Origin of the sequence: Tabrizicola sp., from assembly GCF_051645465.1 — a bacterium.
In the GTDB taxonomy this organism is placed as follows: domain Bacteria; phylum Pseudomonadota; class Alphaproteobacteria; order Rhodobacterales; family Rhodobacteraceae; genus Tabrizicola.
In genome coordinates, this window is record NZ_JBOFBI010000411.1 from 1 (window position 1) to 19,289 (window position 19,289).

Here is a 19,289-nt window from a genome sequence, read left to right on the forward strand (position 1 = left end):
AGCCGCATCGTGCCGACCCGGTTCTGCGCGACCTGGCGGTCCCGCATCAGATCGACATCGTCGGGCAGCTGGTCAGCCTGCCATTCGGTGAATTCAAGCGCGCTCGCGTAGGCGTCCTCGGCCTTGCCGAGGTAGCCCTGCTGCTGCAGGACGCTGCCAAGGTCGTTCAGCGACCACACGAGCTCACGGACCCATTCTACATCCGTCGGGTCGGCTTCGAACTGGACCTGGGCATAAGCGCTGCGTTCCGCATAGACGCGATAGGCACCTTCCGTATTGCCCGAGACGAGCTGCAGCTCGCCCAGCTGGGTCAGAGCGGCCACGTAGGCGAACTGGGTTTCACGATCCAGATCGTCGTTCGCGACCTCGGCATAAAGCGCGGTGGCTTTCAGAAGGTCCGACACCGCCAGATCGTAGCGCAGATCGGTCTGTGCGGCGTTGGCGTTCAGCACATGGGTTGCCGCTTCGGAAAGCGTGCGGGAAAGGTAGGTTTCGCGGATCGTGGTGCGGGCGGTCGCGTCGATCTCGGCCGCTTCGGTCAGAAGCGAGCGGGCGGCGTCGAAGGCACCGAGGGTCAGCTGTTCCTCGGCGCGGGCGCGAAGGTCGGCGACACGGGGATCGTCGGACTGGAAGCGCTGCAGTTCGGTCTGGAACTGTTCGTAGGACTGCGCCGCCTCGATCAGCATGGCCGCACGCTCTTCCGGCGTCTGGCTTTCAAGGTCGGCGGACAGGAGGGCTGCGTAAAGGGGCGCAAGCGGCAGGTTCCGCTCGGTTGCCAGCGTCTCGACCTCGGAGCGGATGTCGGGGGTGAGGTTGGCCATGGCCATCAGAAGCTGGTCGCGTTCGGTCTGCGCGCCCTGGCCGGTGATGAAGACCTGCTCGGGCAGGCCGCTTTCGACGTAAGGGAGCTGTTTGCCGCGGCTGCGGTCGTAGACGTCCTGCTGGACCAGGGTCAGGGCCGTGCGAATTTCGACGCCCGCGGTCGGGAAGTGCCGGACAAGCGCCGCGGTGAAGGGCGAGTTGGTGCCGTCGCCGTCCGAGGCGGTTTCGTTCGGCGCTGTCGCAAAGGCAAAGACCACACCCTCGGCACTGCCCATACGGCCAAGGCCGGGCGTTGGCTTCGGGGCCTCTGGAGGATCGTCTGCAAGTGCTGCGGCGCCCCTGCCGTCCTTCCCGCCGCCCGTGAAGGGGTTGTCCCGGCAGGCATCGAGAAGGATGATCACGGCGGGGGCGACCGAGCGCATCACCTCCTGCGCCTCGGACAGGGGCAGCGAGGTTTCGGCCAGTTTGGCCGAGGACGAGGCATCGGCGTCGGTCGGGAGGAGGTAATTGACGCCATCTATCGCCACGCCGTGACCGGCGAAGAAAAGGAGCGCGACGTCGGCGCCTTTGGCATCTTCCTTGAAATCCTCGAGCGCGCGGCGGGTGCGTTTCAAGTCGCGGTTGGTCTCGACGAAGACCTCGAAATCGAGCTTTTCAAGCATGTCCTCCATCGCCCGCGCGTCGTTCGCGGGGTTGGCGAGCGGGCGGATGAAGTCATAGTCCTCGGCGGCGATGATCAGGGCCACGCGCTTTTCGGCCAGCGCGGCCGTTGCCACGCCAAACCAGAGGATCAGAACCAGACCCAGACGCCGCAGCATCGCCTACTCCTTCGCAATGGGCGGAAGAATGCTGAAACCTGACCGGGTGGTCAAAGGAAAAAGCCTGTCATCTTGGCGACTTCACGGTGTTGCGAGGTCGGGTTCAGGCGGCTTCTTCCTCGGGTTCGCTCTCGTCTTCGGCGGACTGGCGTTCCCACATCTGGGCATAGCGGCCGTTGCGGGCCAGAAGTTCCTCATGGCGGCCCTGTTCGACGATATGGCCCTTTTCCAGGACGATGATCTGGTCGGCGTCGGCGATGGTGGAAAGGCGGTGGGCGATCATGATGACGCTTCTGCCTTGCCCCATTTCGCGCAAGGACTCCTGGATCGAGCGTTCGGTCTGGGTGTCCAAAGCGCTGGTGGCTTCGTCCAGGATCAGGATCGGGGGGTTCTTCAGAAGCGTCCGGGCGATCCCGACGCGTTGCTTTTCGCCGCCCGAAAGCTTCAGCCCGCGCTCGCCGACGGTCGTGTCGTAACCGTCCGGCAGGCCCGCCACGAAGTCATGGATCTTGGCGGCCTTGGCGGCGGCTTCGATATCCTCGCGGGTGGCGTCGGCGCGGCCATAGGCAATGTTGTAAAGGATCGTGTCGTTGAAAAGGACGGTGTCCTGCGGCACGACGCCGATGGCCTGATGCAGTGAGGTTTGCGTGACGTCGCGAATGTCCTGCCCGTCGATCCGGATCGCGCCGGACTGGATGTCGTAGAAGCGGAACAGAAGCCGCCCGATGGTCGACTTGCCCGAGCCGGAGGTGCCGACCAGTGCGACCCTCTCACCCGGGGCCACGCGGAAGCTGATGCCGTGCAGGATCTGGCGTTCACGTTCGTAGGCGAAGTGGACCTCGTCGAAGGTGATCTCGCCGCCGCGGACGGCGAGCGGTTTGGCGTCGGGCGCATCGGTGATTTCGGCGGGTTGGCCGAGAAGGCCGAACATCTCGCCCATGTCGACCAGCGCCTGGCGGATTTCGCGGTAGACGGTGCCGAGGAAGTTCAGCGGCATGGTGATCTGGATCATGTAGGCGTTGACCATGACGAAATCGCCCACGGTCAGCGTGCCCGCCTGAACGCCAAGCGCGCTCATCGCCATGACGATGACGAGGCCCGAGGTGATCAGGAAGCTCTGCCCGATGTTCAGGAAGCTGAGCGACAGGCCGGTCTTCACGGCCGCTGTCTCATAGCGCTGCATGGCGCCGTCGTATCTGTTAGCTTCGCGTTCTTCGGCGTTGAAATACTTGACGGTTTCAAAATTCAGGAGGCTGTCGATGGCCTTCTGGTTCGCATCCGTGTCCTGGTCATTCATCTCACGCCGGAGCTTCACGCGCCATTCGGTGACCTTGAACGTGAAGAGGACGTAAAGCGTGATCGTGACGATGACGACGGCCGCATATTGCCAGCCAAAGACCCAGGCGAAGATGCCCGCGACCATGGTCAGTTCAAGGATCAGCGGGCCGATGGAAAAGAGCATGAACCGGAGGAGGAAGTCGACGCCCTTCACCCCGCGTTCGATGATCCGGGAAAGGCCCCCGGTTTTGCGAGTGATGTGGTAGCGCAGCGAAAGCTGGTGGATATGGGTGAACGTCTCGATCGCCAGCCGCCGGATCGCGCGCTGGCCGACACGGACGAAGACCGCATCGCGCAGCTCGCCGAAGACGATCGCGCCGAGGCGCGCCAGTCCGTAGGCCACGACAAGACCCACCGCCCCTAGACCGAGGAGCATGCCCGTATCGGGCGCCTCGCCTGCCAGGTGGTCGACCGCAAACTTGTAAAGCCAGGGGGTCGAGACCGAGACGAGTTTCGCCATGAGCAGGAACGCGAGCGCGATGACAACCCGGCGCTTCACCCAGGGCTGCCCTTCCGGCCAGAGATAAGGCACGACGCGGCGCAGGGTTGTGAGGGGTGCTGCGGGCCTGGTGCCTTTGTCAGCGGAGGTGGCAGTCAAGGTGGTGCGTCGCATTGTCTTTCCTGGGGCCGATCATGAGCGGTTGCGCGGCGGCCTGGGTTCGGGTAGTGTCAATTCAAGGCTTCTTGAATAGTTGAACAATGGAACGAAGTAAAGCCCTCGCCGCCCTGTCCGCGCTTGCGCATGAAACGCGGCTGGACCTGATCCGCCTGCTGACCCCGCAGGGTGCAAAAGGCATGCCCGCGGGCCAGATCGCGGAAACGCTTGGCATTGCGGCACCGCGGCTGTCGTTTCACCTTTCGGCGCTGGAACAGGCGGGGCTTCTACGGTCGCGCAAGGTTGCGCGCAATGTCTTTTACAGCGTCGACCCGTCCGGGATCGGCCAGACGATCTCGTATGTCCTGAACGACTGCTGTTGCGAGAACCCCGAGGTTCTGGCTGCGTGCTCGCACGGTCGCCGAAGCGCGGCCTGCACTGTCAGTCAGGGTGAGGCGGTTCCGGGCATCGAGAACACCTGACCCGGATAGATCAGGTCGGGGTCCTTGATCTTGTCGCGGTTGGCCTCGAAGACCTGCACATACATGACCCCGTCGCCCATCGCCTCCTGCGCGATGCCCCAAAGCGTAAAGCCCGGCTGAACCGTGATCGTGACCGGCGCCGCCGCTGAAGCGACGGTCTCCGAATCGGCTTGGGGCTCGACCGGCACTTCGGCGGGTTCGGGCGCCTCGGCGACCTCGGTCGTGGCCTCCGGTGTGGGGACGGCTTCAGTGCTGCCGGGCTCGTCAGCCGCCACTTCTTCCGAGACGGGAGGTTCCGGGACGGCGGACACGTCCGGAGCGGTTGCCGCGACCGGAGCCTCAGCCAGAGCCGCCACCTCTTCCGTTGACGGTTCGGGCGCTGACGGTTCGGGCGCGGCAGCCGTGCCAGCTACCGCTGCCAGGGCCTCAAGCGTTTCACGCTTGAACGGCGTTTCAAAGCGCGATGTCACTTTGCCTTCGGCATCGAGCTGGTCCACCCGCAGCGAATAGATGCCGGGGGCGGTGTCGGGCAGCGTCGTCACCCAAAGTCCGGTCTCGGGCACCTGCAGGGTCAGCTTTTCGGCGTTGTCGAGATAAAGGCGCAGGGCCGCCCCCGGCAGCCCGCGCCCGCCAATCTGGACCTCGCCTTCGGGCGTATAGGAAATCGTGTCGATCATGACGTTTGCACGGGTTGCGGGCGCTTCTGGCGCCGGCTCCTGCAGTACGACCGCGCCGTCTTGGGACAACAGAAGCGCTGGTGGCGCAGTTGGTTCTTCGGCTGCGGCAACCACTTCCGGGGCCTCGGGCGTTTCGTCGGCTGCTGCAGGTGCTTCCGCTGCGGCAAGCTTCGGGCCCTCGATTGGCCCAAGGGCCACCATCTCGGCAGAAGCGATCGCCGGCTTGCCGGACGGGGTCATCGACAGCCACATCAGGCTGGGTTTGGGGTTCGGTGCAAGCGTGAAGAGGAGCGCGAATTCGCCGGTCGCCGCGACCTCGCCGCCTGCGACCACCGACCCATCGACCATAACCTCGATCTTCGCTCCCGGATCGGCGCTGCCCGAGACCACGGCCTCGCCCTCAGCCGTTACCCGCCAGGTGTCGATGACGGGCGGCGAGCCCGCGGCTTCTGGCACTGGCTCCGGGGCCGGTTCTGGCGTGGCCGCCGCGGTTGCCGTCTCGGTTGCAGCAGTCTCCGCGACCGTCACAGCGGGCTGCGGATCAGCCGACACCGCAACAGGGTCCGACCGTGACATCTGCCAGCCCAGATAACCGATCCCGGCCGCCAACACCCCAACCAGAAGCAGGATCAGGACCCGTGTTCCCCGGTCCAAAGCGCTCCATGCCGACATCCACGTCTCCTTAGCGCGTCCCCGCCGCTTTGCTTTTCTTGTTATCAGGAATCTCTATATGGGGGTGCAAAGCAACCTTTTTCAGGCCTTTCCATGTCCCTTAGATCCGTCTGCGTCTTTTGCGGCTCTCGTTCCGGCCGGAACCCCGCCTATACCGGTACCGCCCAAGCCGCGGGCCAGATGATCGCGCGGAATGGCTGGCGCCTGGTTTTCGGCGCGGGCGATGTGGGCCTGATGGGCGAGGTCGCGCAATCCGCCATCGCGGCAGGGGCGCCGACGCTGGGGGTCATCCCGGTTCACCTGCTTGGCCGCGAGCGCGGCAATCGGGATATGGCGAGGATGGTGGTGACCGAGGACATGCATGAGCGGAAGAAGGTCATGTTCATGAACTCCGATGCCGTGGCCGTGCTGCCAGGGGGTGCCGGGTCACTGGACGAATTTTTCGAGGTCCTGACCTGGGCGCAGATCGGGCTGCACCGGAAACCGATCCTGCTTCTGGACGTCGAGGGCTACTGGCAGCCGCTGCTGCGCCTGATCGACCATGTCGTGGCCGAGGGCTTCGCCGATCCCTCGCTGAAGGGGCATTTCCAGAGCTTGGCCGATGTCGGGGCGCTGGAGGTGGCGCTGAAAGCTGCGTTGGTTTGAACGAAGAAGGGCCTGCGGTGATGTCCACAGGCCCTTTGTTCAATGGTCGGAGCCCTTAGAGCCCGGCGGCAACCGCTTCCCAGTTCACCAGCTTTTCCAGGAAGTTGGTGAGGTAAGCGGGGCGCTTGTTCCGGAAGTCGATGTAGTAGCTGTGCTCCCACACATCGCAGCCCAGAAGGGCTGTCTGGCCGAAGCAAAGCGGGTTCACGCCGTTTTCGGTCTTGGTGACCTTGAGCGCGCCATCCTTGTCTTTCACAAGCCAGCACCAGCCCGAACCGAACTGGCCCGCGCCGGCGGCCGCGAAGTCATCCTTGAACTTCTGGACCGAGCCGAAGGAGTCGGTCAGCGCCTTCTCAAGCGCACCGGGCATCTTCTTTTCGCCAGGCGCCATCCAGCCCCAGAACATGTTGTGGTTCCAGTGCTGCGAGGCGTTGTTGAAGACGCCGTTCTGGGCAACCGCGCCCGCCTGGTAGGTGCCCCGGACGATGTCCTCCAGCGACTTGCCTTCCCACTCGGTGCCGGCGATCAGCTTGTTGCCGTTGTCGACATAGGCCTTGTGGTGCAGGTCGTGGTGGTATTCCAGCGTTTCCTTCGACATGCCGAGTGCGGTCAGGGCGTCGTGGGCGTAAGGAAGATCGGGAAGCGTGAAGGCCATGGCGGTGCTCCTGTTGGGTGGGAAAGCGTTCCAACGGAATAAGTGCCTTCACGACCGGAAGGTCAAGGCTTCCATGGCCAACTCTCAGCTATCTTTGCACGGGCCGTTCAGCAGGACTTAACGCGATCAAACTGCTTTACACTTCCCACGGCCCTCAAAGCTATTGGTATAGCCCCCGCCTGGCGTTGCCCGGATCGTCACTGACTTGTCCGCTTTGAAATAAGCGGCGCGGTACTGCATATTCGTCATTTGACCAGTGCTGTTCGTCATTTGGACCTTCCAACTCAGCACCAGCTTGTTGGCCGTATCGGCGGAAACTTTAGCCGGCACTGGCTGATCGTCGTTGTAGTACAGGATCAGCCCATCCGAGGCCAACGCCTTCTGTGCAGCCTCATCGTATTGGAACACATACAACTCTGTGATGTAGCCGCCGCCCGAACTGGAAGTAGGAATCCTGCACTCAAGCGTCAGGGCATGGGACGGCAGGGCAAACGCAAGAAGTGCTGTTACAGCGGCAGCGAGAGGACGAAGAACCATTTTTTACCCCGGGTTGAACCTAGCTCACCGTGTCGACCAGGGTAGCTAGCGTCAAGTCCGAATTGGCGCGAAAATGTTAACAGTCTGTGTACGTTAGCAGGCAAGTGTTTGGAATTGCTTGCACAGACCCCTTGACCCGCGGTGGGTCAGGTTTTCATACCAGCTCTGACCCCGGCTGGGCCGAGTGCGTCAGGAGCCCCATCACATAGCCCGCGACCGAGCGGAAGCAGACCAGCGTGAAGCCGCCGTCCTGCTGCCAGAGGGCCGCGGCGACCTGGGCGGCGCGGGTGCGGCGGAGTTCGGCGGGCTGAAGGCTGTCGAAATCCACGGGGGAGAGCTTGCGGAGGACATCCGCAGCCTTCTCGCCCTCGATCCGGAAGACGGCACGGGCGTCGGAGACGTCGACCGCAAGGTGGTGTTGACCGGTGAGGGTCTTGGCGATGGCGGCGAGGGCTTTCGCGACCTCGGCATAGGGCATCACGAGGAGATATTCGTCGGGGCTCATCCAGCCGCAGGCCTTGTCGCCGTTGATCTCGATCCGCCGCTGCGCGGGGATCTTGGTGCCGACGGCGGCCTTGATCGCCTTGTCCAGCGTTTTCAGATCTTTGGCGCGCAGAGTTACCATACCGACAGGGCCGATTTCGCGGACGGTAGCGAAACCCTGGAAACTTGCGCCCTTCAGTGCGGAGATCGGGTCAGACATTCTGCTTCTCCCCATCCTTGTCGTAGAAGACGGTGTCACAGACCCGTGCTTTCACGGTTCCGCCGGCGACCGTATTGAACTCTACCACCTCGTCCATCCGGCTAGGGCCTTGTTTCAAAAGGCCCATTGCGATGCCGCGATTCAGGGTGGGGGAATAGTAGGTCGAGGTCACCCGGCCTTGGGTGTTCCGCTGGTTGTTGGCGTTCATCCCATCGGCGATGATATAGGCGCCGTCGGGGATGACCGAGCCGTCAAGGGTTTCAAATCCCACGAGTTTCCAGCGGTCGGGGTTGGCGAGGTAGGATCTTTCCTGCCCGCGTTTACCAAGGTAGTCGGTCTTCTTCTTCGAGATCGCCCAGTCGAGGCCGAGGTCCTGGGGTATCACCGTACCGTCAGTTTCATCCCCGATCATGATGAAGCCCTTTTCGGCGCGCATCACATGCAGGGCTTCAGTCCCGTAAGGCATTGCGCCCAAAGCTTTTCCAGCCTCGTTGCACGCCGCCCAGAAGGCCGCGCCGTGGCTGGCGGGGATGGCGATTTCGTAGGAAAGCTCGCCCGAGAAGCTGATCCGGTAGACCCGTGCCGGGAAGCCGGCCAAAGTGCCGTCCGACCATTGCATGAAGGGGAGCGCTTCCTTGGAAACGTCCATTCCGCCAAGGACTTGCAGGAGTTTCCGTGCGTTCGGGCCGACGATGGCGACCTGGGCGTACTGTTCGGTAACGTTCGCGGTGTAGACCTGCCAGTCCCACCATTCACACTGAAGCCAGTCTTCCATCCAAGCGTGGATACGGTCGGCGCCACCAGATGTTGTGTGGCAAAGCCAGGTGTCCTCGTCGATCCGGGCGACGACGCCGTCGTCCGAGAGGAACCCCTGCTCGTTACACATGAGGCCATAGCGGCATTTGCCTACCGGTAGCGTGCTCATCACGCCGGTATACAGCATGTCGAGGAACCGGCCCGCGTCCGGGCCTTTGACGATGATCTTGCCGAGCGTCGAGGCGTCGAGGAGGCCGAGGTTCTGGCGGGTGTTCAGGACCTCGCGGTGGACGGCCTGTTCGTGGGTTTCGCCGGGGCGAGGGAAGCAGTAGGGGCGGCGCCAGAGGCCAACGGGTTCGAAGTAAGCTCCTGATTTCTCATGCGCTTCGTGCAAGGGCGTGCGGCGCAGGGGCTGGAATATCTCACCCCGCGACTCGCCTGCCAGAGCGCCGATGGTGACGGGCGTGTAGGGCGGGCGGAAAGTCGTGGTGCCGACCTGCGGGATCTCTTGACCCAAAGCATCAGCAAGCACGGCGAGTCCGTTGATGTTGCTGAGTTTCCCCTGATCTGTAGCCATGCCCAAGGTAGTGTAGCGCTTGGTGTGTTCGACGCTGAGATAGCCTTCGCGCGCCGCAAGCTGGACGTCCGAGACCTTCACGTCGTTCTGGTAGTCCAACCACATCTTGTTGCGCAAAGCGACAGGCGCACCCTGCGGCATGACCCAGACGGGGGGGATGGTTACCGAAGTCTTGACGATCTTCTTTTCATCTTCTTTCCGTCTTCCTTTCGTCTCTACGCGCGGGGAGACGGCGGCCTCGGATATCGCCCGCAGATCGAGATGGCCGGCGGCCGCACCCACGACCTCGACCATGGCGGAGCCATCGTGGTTCAAAGGCGGGCGCGCCGGATCGGGTACGAAGGCCGAGATCGCTTCGTCCCACAGAAGCTTGCCGCCGCAATGGCTCCACAGGTGCACCACGGGCGACCAGCCGCCCGACATGGCGACGGCCTCGCAGGGGATTTCCTGCAGCACCGCGCCCTCGCCCGCCTGGGCGCAGATCGCGACGCCGGTGACGCGCTTGCCGCCCTTGACCGATGCGATACCGCGCCCCGTGAGGACGCGGATTCCGGCGGCGTGTGCGGCCTCGGGGAGCGCACCGGTGACAGCTTCTCGGGCGTCGAGAATCGCGGGGACTTCGAGGCCAGCGGCCTTGAGCGCGAGGGCGGTCAGGTAGGCGCTGTCGTTGTTGGTCACGACAACGGTGCGGTCGCCGGGCGAGACGGCGTAGTTCGTCACGTAATCACGGATGGCACCGGCCAGCATGACGCCGGGGATGTCGTTGCCTGCGAAGGAAAGGGGCCGTTCGATGGCGCCGGTTGCGGTGATGATCCGACCGGCCCGGATGCGCCAGAGGCGGTGCTTCGGGCGGCCGTCGCCGGGGGTGTGGTCTGCAACTCGTTCGTCGGCCAGCACGTAGCCATGGTCATAAACCCCGGCGGCTGAGGTGCGGGTGCGGATCGTGACGTTGTCGCGGGCGCGGAGGTCGGATTCCATCGCGTCGAGCCAGGTGTCGACAGGTTTGCCCTGGACCTCGGTCTCATCGACCGGGGCGCGGCCGCCAAGCTGTGCGGTCTGTTCGAGGAGGATGACCCGCGCGCCTTCTTCGGCGGCAGTCTTTGCGGCCAGAAGGCCCGCGACCCCTGCCCCGACGACAAGCACATCGCAGAAGGCATAGGCCTGTTCGTAGCGGTCGGCGTCACCTTGCGTCGGCGCTTTCCCGAGGCCCGCCGAGCGGCGGATGATCGGCTCGAAGACGTGCTTCCAGAACGGGCGCGGGTGGATGAAGGTCTTGTAGTAGAAGCCCGCGGGCAGGAAGCGGGCGGCGGTGTTGTTCAGCACGCCGACGTCGAACTCGAGGCTGGGCCAGTGGTTCTGGCTGGTGGCTTCGAGACCGTCGAAAAGCTCGGTCGTAGTGGTGCGCTGGTTCGGCTCCAGCCGCGCGCCTTGCCCAAGGTTCACCAGCGCGTTCGGTTCCTCGGGCCCGGAGGCCACGATGCCGCGCGGGCGGTGGTATTTGAAGCTGCGGCCGACAAGCATCTGGCCATTTGCCAGAAGGCCGGCTGCCAGCGTGTCGCCCTGATAGCCGCGCAAGCGCTTGCCATTGAAGGAGAATTCGACGGGTGCCGTGCGGTCGATCAGACGGCCGCCCTTGGCGAGGCGCGTGCTCATGGCTTTCTTCCTGCGGCTTGGTCGGAGCCCCCCCTCCCCGGCCCTCCCCCACAGGGGGGGAGGGAGGCGCGGGGTGGCAGCGTGCTGTCAGAACGGGCACCGTCGGCGCGGCTTGGCGCAACAGGCCCCTCCCCCCTTGTGGGGGAGGATGGGTGGGGGGGCTGGCGCATCATTTAGGTGTCCAATCCGGGCGGCGGGCCTTGATCTTCGCGATGATCTCGGGCGGGGGTTCGGAGACTTGCGCGGGGTAAGTCCCGAAGACCTCCAGCGTTGCAGTGCAGCGGGCGGCGAGGAACCATTTGCCGCAGCCGTAAGTGTGGCGCCAGCGTTCGAAATGCACGCCCTTGGGGTTCTTCCGCGCGAACATGTAGGCCTCGAACTCCTCGGGCGAGGAGCCGGGGCCGAAGCGTTTGAGATGCGCCTCGTAGCCGGGCGAAAGCTCGGTCTCTTCGGCCTTCACGCCGCAGTAGGGGCATTCGAGGATCAGCATGGCGGGCATTCCCAGGTGGCGGCATGTGGGGTTAGGCGCGAGGTCATTCGTCTTCCTGCCTCTCTCCTACGCCTTTCCGGAAGAACATCAGGAGCTCGTCCAGGGGGACGGAAAGTCGGTTGGGGGCGATGCCGACCAGCCATTTTTCGACGCGGAACGGCAGAAGACCAGCGTTTTCGAGTGCGGCAATGCAGGGAGCATCGGCAGCTGCCTCAGCCACCGAATCGATGAAGACGAGAGAGGGGTCAAGCCGGGCGCTGCCAAAGCTATGCAAGACCTGCTCTTCGTGGCCGCCGGCGTTTATGGCCAGCACTTGGGCGCTGTCGACGCCAAGTTCCTGCAGAACTGTCTCCATCCTGAGGAAAGGCACTTCCGTAGCAATGACCTCGTCATCAGCGATGCCGGGCTTTGCGATCCGGTCCCGGCTTAAGGAGGCCCGGCCGCGAGGGGTGCGGCGCTGGCGCGCTTCCGCTTCGGGGGTAAGCGTGTGGAGGATCAGATTGCCAGACACATCGGAAATGCCGAGGTTCAGCACCGCCACCCGCTCGCTTTCGGCGTGCAGCGCGTCGAGCTGGGCGAAGTTCTGCGGCAGGGGCTCGATCAGGAGGCCCGACCAGCCGTCGTCGCGGAAGCGCTGGAGGAAGGGGACGCCCGCCTCGCCGTTGCCGGCGCCGACCTGCAGGACGAAGACACGGCCCTCGTGCCGGTCATGCACCCCGTTCAGGAGCATGCCCATGATCGGGGCGTTGAGCTTGTACGCCCGTTTCGGCACATATGGGCCGAGGTCGCGCATCAGTGCACCACCCCGGCGAGGACGGCTTCGTCAATGAACTGGCCTTCCTTGTGATGGTGCATGTCGGTTCGAGTATACTCGCCCAAATGAGTGATCATCGCCGCACCTTCAAAACGGCCAGTCCAGGACACAACGCCGCTCACCGTTTTTCTCGACACACAGCCAGAGAAAGCTGAAGGCAGCGAGCCGCATTTCCGCCATGGAGTACTCTGTCTTGCCCCCGACTTTTTCCAGGTATCGGAAGACACCATCGTCATCAGGATCGGGGAGCGGCGTATCCGCTGACTGGGCAGCCTCAAAATCCCGAGGGAAACTGACAGCGACATAGACCCGAAAAGTGTCCTGGCCGCTCCAGGAGAATTTCTCGAAAACACCGCCATTGCCCGATATGAATCTTTCCATATCGCCCGAAAGAGGTTGCAAGCCATGCTCCATCTCGTCGAACACCACGATCTCTGAAAGGCCATCGGTGCTTCTCGCGATCAGCTTGTTGCGTGTCCACTGTTCGCGCATGAATGTGAGCGGAATATCAGATTCGGGATCGATCTCTCTCTCGTCCCAAAAGCACCCGTCATACCAAAGCTGGAAAGTGTCTTGGCCTGTCGGGCTGTAAAGCTGCCCCCAAACAGGGGCAGTAATTGTAGCTGCGTAAGCTCGCGGCATTTCGATATCACACGGTTTCTGAGCAAGCGGTCGCCACCATGCGCCCAGGTGCAGAGGCCCGTTCGTCAAGTTAGTCGCGTTGAATTTTCCGATATCCATCAATGCGCCACCCCCGCCGCTACTGACTCATCAATGAACTGGCCTTCCTTGAAGCGCCACATGTTGAAGGCCTCAGCGAGCGGGCCGGGTTCGCCCTTGGCCATGAGTTCGGCCATCGCCCAGCCGGAGCCGGGGATGGCCTTGAAGCCGCCGGTGCCCCAGCCGCAGTTGATGAAGCAGTTGCCGAGGGGGGTCTTCGAGATGAGGGGAGAGCGGTCGCCAGTCATGTCGACGATGCCGCCCCATTGGCGGAGCATCTTGAGGCGGCTGATGATCGGGAAGGTTTCGACGAGGGCGCGGAGGGTTTCCTCGATGTGGTGGAAGCTGCCGCGCTGGGTGTAGTTGTTGAACCCGTCGGTGCCGCCGCCGATCACCATCTCGCCTTTGTCGGACTGGGACATGTAGCCGTGGACGGTGTTGGCCATGACGACCACGTCCATGCAGGGCTTGATCGGTTCGGAGACGAGGGCCTGGAGGGCGACGGCCTCGATCGGCAGGCGGAAGCCGGCCATCTCGGCGAGCTGGCCGGAATGGCCGGCGACGACCATGCCGAGCTTCTTCGTGCCGATGAAGCCTTTGGTGGTGTCGACGCCGGTGACTTGGCCGTTTTCGGAGCGCACGCCTTTGACTTCGCAGTTCTGGATGATGTGCATGCCCATGGCGGAGCAGGCGCGGGCATAGCCCCAGGCCACGGCGTCGTGGCGCCCGGTGCCGCCGCGCGCCTGCCAGAGGGCGCCTAGGACAGGGTAGCGGGGGCCGTCGATGTTGAGGATCGGGCAAAGCTCTTTCACCCGCTGGGGGGTGATGAACTCGGTCGCGACCCCTTGCAGGGCGTTCGCGTGCTGGGTGCGCAGGTAGCCGCGCACTTCGTGATGGGTCTGGGCCAGCATCATCACGCCACGGGGTGAGAACATGACGTTGTAGTTCAGGTCCTGGCTGAGTGTCTCATAAAGCGCGCGGGACTTTTCATAGATCGCGGCAGAGGGGTCCTGGAGGTAGTTCGAGCGGATGATCGTGGTGTTCCGGCCCGTGTTGCCGCCGCCGAGCCAGCCCTTTTCGAGGATGGCCACATTGGTGATGCCGAAGTTCTTGCCGAGGTAGTAGGCGGTGGCGAGGCCATGCCCCCCTGCCCCGACGATGATCGCGTCGTAAGCGGCCTTCGGTTCGGGCGAGGCCCAGGCGCGTTCCCAGCCCAGGTGATGGCGAAAAGCCTCACGGGCGATGGCAAAGACCGAATAGCGCTTCATCGGGGCCTCTTGTCGGACGGGCGTGCCGGAATGCCGGCAGATGTGTCTTGGATCGGTTGCGGGTTATAGCCGCACCCGGCAGCGGCACAATCGGGAAATTTGCGACATTTGGCCAAGCTGTCGTTGGTGACCCCTCGCCGGGGCCGTCTCGGTGGCGGATGTGACGGAATGGCCCTTTCTTGAGGGGGGCCAAACGACTATGTCGGGGCGAAGGGACACAAGGGCGGGCGAACGCAGGATGACGGGCTGGTGGTTCTGGGCGGTGGCGCTGTGCCTGGCGGGCGCAGTGGCGACGGTTCTGGTCCGGGCCATGGGGCGTGGGTCCGAGCCTTCGGCCATTGCTTCAACCGCCGAAGCCGACCTTGCGGTCTACAAGGACCAGCTGGCCGAGATCGGGCGCGACCTTGCGCGGGGGACGATCGGGCCGGAAGAGGCCGAGCGGCTGCGGGCCGAGATCGGCAAGCGGGTGATCGAGGCGGACCGGGCGCGCAGTGCGGGGGAAGTGACTGCCACGTCGCGCAGCGCCGGACCTTTTGCCGCAGTTATCCTTCTGGTGATGCTGCCGGGGGCGCTGGCGCTTTACTGGGGGCTTGGGGCGCCGGGGTATCCCGACATGGCGCTGAAGCCACGCCTTGCGGCGCTGGATGCGGGCATAGCGGAACGGCCCGGACAGGAGGCCGAGCTTCAGCGGCTTGGAACGCCGCGCGATGCGGCCCTTGACGGTACGCTAGCGACCGAGCTTGGCGCCCTGACCGATCCCGACGCGCTGCGAGCGCTGTTTCGTGAGCGGCTGGAGGCGGGCGAACTGCAGGCCGCAGTGCGCACGCAGGAACGGCTGATCGCGGTTCTGGGTGACGGGGCGAGCGGGAATGACCATGCGAACCTGGCGCTGGCGCTGACGGTCGAAGCGCAGGGCTATGTCTCGCCCGAGGCCGAAGCGAGCCTGCGCGAAAGCCTGCGGCGTGACATGAGCAATGAGCTATCGCGCTATCTGGTGGGCGAGATGTTCCTGCAGGGCGGCCGTTTCGATCAGGCGTTCCGCTTCTGGCGCCCGATTGCGGAGGATGGCGATCCCGGTGCGCCCTGGGTTGTCTCGATCCGGGAGCGGATAGAAACGGTGGCCGAGCTTGCAGGTGTGAGCTACGCCCTGCCCGAAGCTGCAACGCCGGGGCCGACGGCCGACGATATCGAGGCCGCAGGCGAGATGTCGGCGGAAGAGCGGCAGGTGATGATCGAGGGCATGGTGGCACAGCTCTCGGACCGGCTGGCGACCGAGGGCGGCACGGTCGAGGAGTGGAACCGGCTGATCCGGGCTTTGGCGGTGCTGGAGCGGCTGGATCAGGCGCAAGCGATCTATGACGAAGCCAAAGTGCGGTTTGAAGGCCGGCCGGCGGAGCTTTCGTTCCTGAGGCTTGCAGCGATGGAAAGCGGCTTGAACCCATGATCTGCGCGGATATCGAGGCCTTTGCGGCCGCCCTGCCCCCGAACCGGGCCGTTGCGGGGCTGGATCTTGGCGACAAGACGATCGGAGTTGCCCTGTCGGACTTGCGGCGGTCGGTTGCGACGCCGGTCGAGGTGATCCGGCGGGAGAAGTTCACTTTGGATGCGGCTCGGTTGCTGGAGCTTCTGACGGCGCGGGGGGCCTGTGGGATCGTGCTGGGGCTGCCATTGAACATGGATGGGTCGGTGGGGCCGCGGGTACAGGCGACCCAGGCTTTCGCGCGCAATCTGGAGAAGCTTACGGCGCTGCCGATTGCGTATTGGGACGAGCGTCTGTCGACCGTTGCCGCCGAGCGGGCGCTTCTGGAGGCCGATGCCTCGCGCAAGAAGCGGCGGGAGGTGATCGACCAGGTGGCGGCGGGCTACATCCTGCAGGGTGCTCTGGACCGGATGTCCCGACTTGCCAGAGAGCCAGGCGGGGGCTTTGGTGGCGAAACGTAGTCTTGCGTCGCGTCGGGGGGGGCCATGCGTCTGATCGTTGCTGTGGTGCTTTGCTCTACTGCACTTCCTCTCGCCGCTGATGACGGGCTGAACACGAAATTCGGCTATATGGAGGGCCGCTTCCGCATGGTCGGCGTCGGCTCAAACGGCTTCGTGGACCAGATGGTGCGTCTCGATGAGGCGGATGGAGGCATGGCGGTCGAGATGTGTGACAATCCGGACGCCGGGATGCTGGTGCCGGGGGATGGTGAGCTTGGGGATTCTCTGGAGGGGCGGATCGGCAGCGAAGAGGTTTGGTGCGAGGTTTTCAATTCCTGGGGTAACCATCCGATCCTGACCTGTTCAGGCGACGGCTCCAGCAACGGTGGAACGCGGCTGACGCTCTGGCCCGGCGGCGGTTCGACCTTCCCGCTGGAGTGCGACGAGTGATTGGTTCAGCGGCAGAATTGGCACGCGCGGCGGCGGTTACGTCACGGAAATGTCGGAATGGGATGATTGATCCCGCAGCGGCCCGGTATATCTGGGTGGGTGCGCCGGGCCGACCGGCGGTTGCGGGGCGAAACGAAGGGCTGATCGGGTGAAGGACGAGGTCTGGAAGCGCGACGAGATCGAGTCGCCTTGCGTCAAGCTCTGTGTCGTTCACCCCGACGCACGGCTCTGCGTTGGCTGTTACCGGTCTATCGACGAGATATCGCTGTGGTCGAAGTACACGCATGAGGAGCGGGCGGCGGTGATGGCGGAGCTGCCCTCACGCGGCCAGCAGCTGACCAAGCGGCGCGGCGGCCGGATGGCGCGGCTGGAGCGCTGAGCCCGGGCGGTTTTCAAATTGAGCGCCTTCGGCGCAAGTCTTTAGGGTCGCCTGCGCGGCCTTGGGGCCGCTTGTCTCCGTCGGGGGCGCTTCGCCCCCCGAACCCCCAGAGAGTATTTCGAAAAGAGCAACTTAGGGGTTGGTGAGCCATGCCTCGACGGTTGGGAGTTGCGGTCTGAAGTAGGCGATCATTCGGCCTTCGGGTGGGGCGGTGTCGTGGGGCCTCCAGGGGGCGACACCGTGGAGAGTGAGGCGGTGGAGGAGCGTGGCTTCTCCGGGTTTTGCCGGAAGCTCGATGCGGCGGCAGGTGGCAAAGACCTCGCGGCGGGCGGCCTGATAGGCTTCGGTGATGTCGATGTCACCCCAGGTTTCGGGTGGGTGAGGCGTAAGGGCTTTTCGGAGGGCGGTGCGGAGGATGCGGTGGCTGCCTTCCCAGAGCACGAGGGGCGAGGCTTTGGTGTCGTTCAAGGGCAGGCCGAGGATCCATGCATGGGGTTCCTTGACCATCCGCGCTTTGGTGGGACCGATGGGCAGGAGGCCGTCAAGATGGGCTGCGTCGCGGTCACGGCGGTAGGCAAAGGCAGCGGGGGTTTCTTCCAGTGAGGGTTGGGGATAGCCGGGGCGGATGACCGAGAGCTGGGCCTGGCGCAGGGGTTCCGGGGTGAGAGGCAGAGCCTGCCAAGGGAAGGGTGTGCCGCCGATGCTGCCATCTGCGGCGTTCGGGAGCGCGTCGACGCCGACAAACCAGGTGCCGCCGCAGCGCCATGGCTCGGCGCTGTGGGCCAGGGTTTGCAGGGCCACCGCGCGGGCGGCGTCGGCCCAGGCGCGGATCGCGGGATCGGGTCCGAGCTTTTGCCAGCCCCGATCTCCTAGAGGCACTTCTACCACCCGAGGACCTTGCGGAGCATGTTGAGGGCCACGAGCGTCAGGAAGATCGCAAAGGCGCGCTTGAGGGGTTTAGGGTTCATCGCATGGGCCAGGCGCACGCCTAGGGGCGTCGTCAGAAGCGTGGTGCCGATCACGACGAGGAAGGCGGGGAGGTTGACCGCGCCGACCGTCCAGGGGGGCGCATCGGCAACGGGGAGAAGGAGGAAGCCGAGGACGGCGGGAACCGCGATCAGGACGCCGAAGCCCGAGGCGGTGGCGACGGCGCGGTGGATGGGCGTGTTGTAGAGCGTCATCAGGGGCACGCCGAACGTGCCGCCGCCGATGCCCATCATGGCGGAGAAGAAGCCGACGCCCCCTGCAAGGGCGCTGCGGGTGGGCTGGCCGGGCATCGCTGCACCAAGCCGCCAGTCATCCCTGCCGAACGCCATCCAGAGGCCCGCAAGGCCCGCCAGCACCCCGAACACCGCCTGCAGGGCGACAGAGGGAACCCGCGAGGCAACATAGGTGCCGACCGCGGCGGAGATCACCAGCGTCGGGCCCCAGCTTTTCAGAACGCCCCAATCCACGGCCCCCTTGCGGTTATGTGCCGAGACCGAGCGGAGCGAAGTGATGATGATCGTCGCCATCGAGGTCGCGACGCAGACCTGCATCAGCTGGTCGCCGCCATAGCCGAGGTGCCCGAATGCGTAGAAGAAAGCAGGGACCAGGACAATGCCGCCGCCGACGCCCAGAAGCCCGCCGATCACTCCGGCAAAGCCGCCGATGACCAGAAGCACGGCAAGCATGGGCAGAAGTGTCGGGAGGTCGGGCATTCGTCATTTCCGTGACATGAGTTCGTGGTCACGCTATCGGTCGGCGAATAGCCCCGCCAGTGCCCATGCGCCCTTTTCTTCCGCCGGAATCGGGCGTAGCAAGGCCGCCTTCAAAAACCATTCAGTTCAGAAAGGCCGATCATGGCCCGCACGCTTTCGCTTACGATGTACTCGGTCGTTCTTGGTCTTGTGGCCGCCGTTGGCCCCTTTGCGATCGACATGTACCTGCCCGCGATGCCTGCAATCGAGGCCGATCTCGATACCACGATGCAAGCGGTGCAGTGGACTATCGTGGCCTATTTCATCGCCTTTGGCCTGGCACAGCTGATCTATGGCCCCTGGGCCGATCAGGCCGGCCGGAAGCCGCCGCTGTACACCGGCCTTGGGCTGTTCATCACCGGCACGGTCGTTTGCGCCGTGGCGCCGAGCATTGGATGGCTGATCTTCGGGCGTGTCCTGCAGGGGCTGGGCGGGGCGGCAAACATGGTCGTTCTGCGCGCGGTCATCCGCGACCTTGCGACCGGGCATTCGGCCACGCGGATGATGTCGACGATCATGATCGTGATCGCCGTATCGCCCTTGCTTGCGCCTTTGTCGGGGTCGGCATTGCTGGCGTTC

20 protein-coding genes are annotated in these 19,289 nt (G+C 64.5%); 7 read left to right on the top strand and 13 right to left on the bottom strand.

The window, feature by feature from the left end:
* Positions 1-1,640: caspase family protein (locus tag ACRCSW_RS24995; RefSeq protein ID WP_438708361.1), on the bottom strand; the 1,640-nt coding region annotated here is incomplete at its 3' end.
* 103 nt (positions 1,641-1,743) lie between these two features.
* Complete coding sequence (locus tag ACRCSW_RS25000) at positions 1,744-3,591, bottom strand: ABCB family ABC transporter ATP-binding protein/permease (protein ID WP_438708362.1); 1,848 nt, start codon at positions 3,589-3,591, stop codon at positions 1,744-1,746.
* A gap of 86 nt (positions 3,592-3,677) precedes the next feature.
* On the opposite strand from ACRCSW_RS25000, the gene ACRCSW_RS25005 reads away from it, so the two are divergent.
* Positions 3,678-4,055, top strand: coding sequence for an ArsR/SmtB family transcription factor (locus ACRCSW_RS25005; RefSeq protein ID WP_438708363.1), 378 nt, complete (start codon positions 3,678-3,680; stop codon positions 4,053-4,055).
* Here the strand turns inward: ACRCSW_RS25005 and ACRCSW_RS25010 are convergent.
* The gene (locus tag ACRCSW_RS25010; RefSeq protein ID WP_438708364.1) at positions 4,019-5,404 is read right to left on the bottom strand and encodes a LysM peptidoglycan-binding domain-containing protein; all 1,386 of its coding nucleotides are present in this window, start codon (positions 5,402-5,404) and stop codon (positions 4,019-4,021) included. The genes ACRCSW_RS25005 and ACRCSW_RS25010 overlap by 37 nt on opposite strands.
* Before the next feature lie 93 nt (positions 5,405-5,497).
* Here ACRCSW_RS25010 and ACRCSW_RS25015 point away from each other — a divergent pair, with 93 nt between their 5' ends.
* Complete coding sequence (locus tag ACRCSW_RS25015) at positions 5,498-6,049, top strand: TIGR00730 family Rossman fold protein (protein ID WP_438708365.1); 552 nt, start codon at positions 5,498-5,500, stop codon at positions 6,047-6,049.
* Between the two features lie 55 nt (positions 6,050-6,104).
* Here the strand turns inward: ACRCSW_RS25015 and ACRCSW_RS25020 are convergent, their stop codons facing one another.
* The 8 genes from ACRCSW_RS25020 to ACRCSW_RS25055 form a co-directional block, all read right to left on the bottom strand.
* A complete protein-coding gene (locus tag ACRCSW_RS25020; protein WP_438708366.1) occupies positions 6,105-6,704 on the bottom strand; it encodes a superoxide dismutase in 600 nt (199 codons plus the stop codon).
* Between the two features lie 126 nt (positions 6,705-6,830).
* The gene (locus tag ACRCSW_RS25025; RefSeq protein WP_438708367.1) at positions 6,831-7,241 is read right to left on the bottom strand and encodes a hypothetical protein; all 411 of its coding nucleotides are present in this window, start codon (positions 7,239-7,241) and stop codon (positions 6,831-6,833) included.
* 154 nt (positions 7,242-7,395) lie between these two features.
* Positions 7,396-7,944 carry a sarcosine oxidase subunit gamma gene (locus ACRCSW_RS25030; RefSeq protein ID WP_438708368.1) on the bottom strand — a complete coding sequence of 183 codons (549 nt, stop codon included), beginning with the start codon at positions 7,942-7,944 and terminating at the stop codon, positions 7,396-7,398.
* Positions 7,937-10,930, bottom strand: a complete 2,994-nt coding sequence (locus tag ACRCSW_RS25035; RefSeq protein WP_438708369.1) for a sarcosine oxidase subunit alpha family protein — start codon at positions 10,928-10,930, stop codon at positions 7,937-7,939. The genes ACRCSW_RS25030 and ACRCSW_RS25035 overlap by 8 nt, the downstream gene beginning before the upstream one ends.
* Positions 10,931-11,099: 169 nt before the next feature.
* Entirely contained in the window at positions 11,100-11,420 is a 321-nt protein-coding gene (locus tag ACRCSW_RS25040; protein ID WP_438708370.1) for a sarcosine oxidase subunit delta, read from the bottom strand.
* Between the two features lie 43 nt (positions 11,421-11,463).
* Positions 11,464-12,213, bottom strand: a complete 750-nt coding sequence (locus ACRCSW_RS25045) for an FkbM family methyltransferase (protein WP_438708371.1) — start codon at positions 12,211-12,213, stop codon at positions 11,464-11,466.
* A gap of 108 nt (positions 12,214-12,321) precedes the next feature.
* On the bottom strand, positions 12,322-12,978 hold the full coding sequence (locus ACRCSW_RS25050; RefSeq protein WP_438708372.1) for a hypothetical protein: 657 nt from the start codon (positions 12,976-12,978) through the stop codon (positions 12,322-12,324).
* Positions 12,975-14,222 carry a sarcosine oxidase subunit beta family protein gene (locus ACRCSW_RS25055; protein ID WP_438708373.1) on the bottom strand — a complete coding sequence of 416 codons (1,248 nt, stop codon included), beginning with the start codon at positions 14,220-14,222 and terminating at the stop codon, positions 12,975-12,977. Before ACRCSW_RS25055 ends, ACRCSW_RS25050 begins: the two co-directional genes overlap by 4 nt.
* Positions 14,223-14,460: 238 nt before the next feature.
* Between ACRCSW_RS25055 and ccmI the strand changes: the two genes are divergently transcribed.
* From ccmI to ACRCSW_RS25075, 4 genes are all read left to right on the top strand, one after another.
* A complete protein-coding gene (gene ccmI, locus ACRCSW_RS25060) occupies positions 14,461-15,666 on the top strand; it encodes a c-type cytochrome biogenesis protein CcmI (RefSeq protein ID WP_438708374.1) in 1,206 nt (401 codons plus the stop codon).
* Complete coding sequence (gene ruvX / locus ACRCSW_RS25065) at positions 15,663-16,163, top strand: Holliday junction resolvase RuvX (RefSeq protein ID WP_438708375.1); 501 nt, start codon at positions 15,663-15,665, stop codon at positions 16,161-16,163. The genes ccmI and ruvX overlap by 4 nt, the downstream gene beginning before the upstream one ends.
* 24 nt (positions 16,164-16,187) lie before the next feature.
* Positions 16,188-16,592, top strand: coding sequence for a hypothetical protein (locus tag ACRCSW_RS25070; RefSeq protein ID WP_438708376.1), 405 nt, complete (start codon positions 16,188-16,190; stop codon positions 16,590-16,592).
* Positions 16,593-16,740: 148 nt separating this feature from the next.
* Complete coding sequence (locus tag ACRCSW_RS25075) at positions 16,741-16,971, top strand: DUF1289 domain-containing protein (RefSeq protein WP_438708377.1); 231 nt, start codon at positions 16,741-16,743, stop codon at positions 16,969-16,971.
* Between the two features lie 132 nt (positions 16,972-17,103).
* Here ACRCSW_RS25075 and ACRCSW_RS25080 read toward each other — a convergent pair whose 3' ends face one another.
* Both ACRCSW_RS25080 and ACRCSW_RS25085 read right to left on the bottom strand, forming a co-directional pair.
* Entirely contained in the window at positions 17,104-17,859 is a 756-nt protein-coding gene (locus ACRCSW_RS25080; RefSeq protein ID WP_438708378.1) for a hypothetical protein, read from the bottom strand.
* A complete protein-coding gene (locus ACRCSW_RS25085) occupies positions 17,853-18,671 on the bottom strand; it encodes a sulfite exporter TauE/SafE family protein (RefSeq protein ID WP_438708379.1) in 819 nt (272 codons plus the stop codon). The genes ACRCSW_RS25080 and ACRCSW_RS25085 overlap by 7 nt, the downstream gene beginning before the upstream one ends.
* A gap of 141 nt (positions 18,672-18,812) precedes the next feature.
* Between ACRCSW_RS25085 and ACRCSW_RS25090 the strand changes: the two genes are divergently transcribed.
* Positions 18,813-19,289: MFS transporter (locus tag ACRCSW_RS25090; RefSeq protein ID WP_438708380.1), on the top strand; the 477-nt coding region annotated here is incomplete at its 3' end.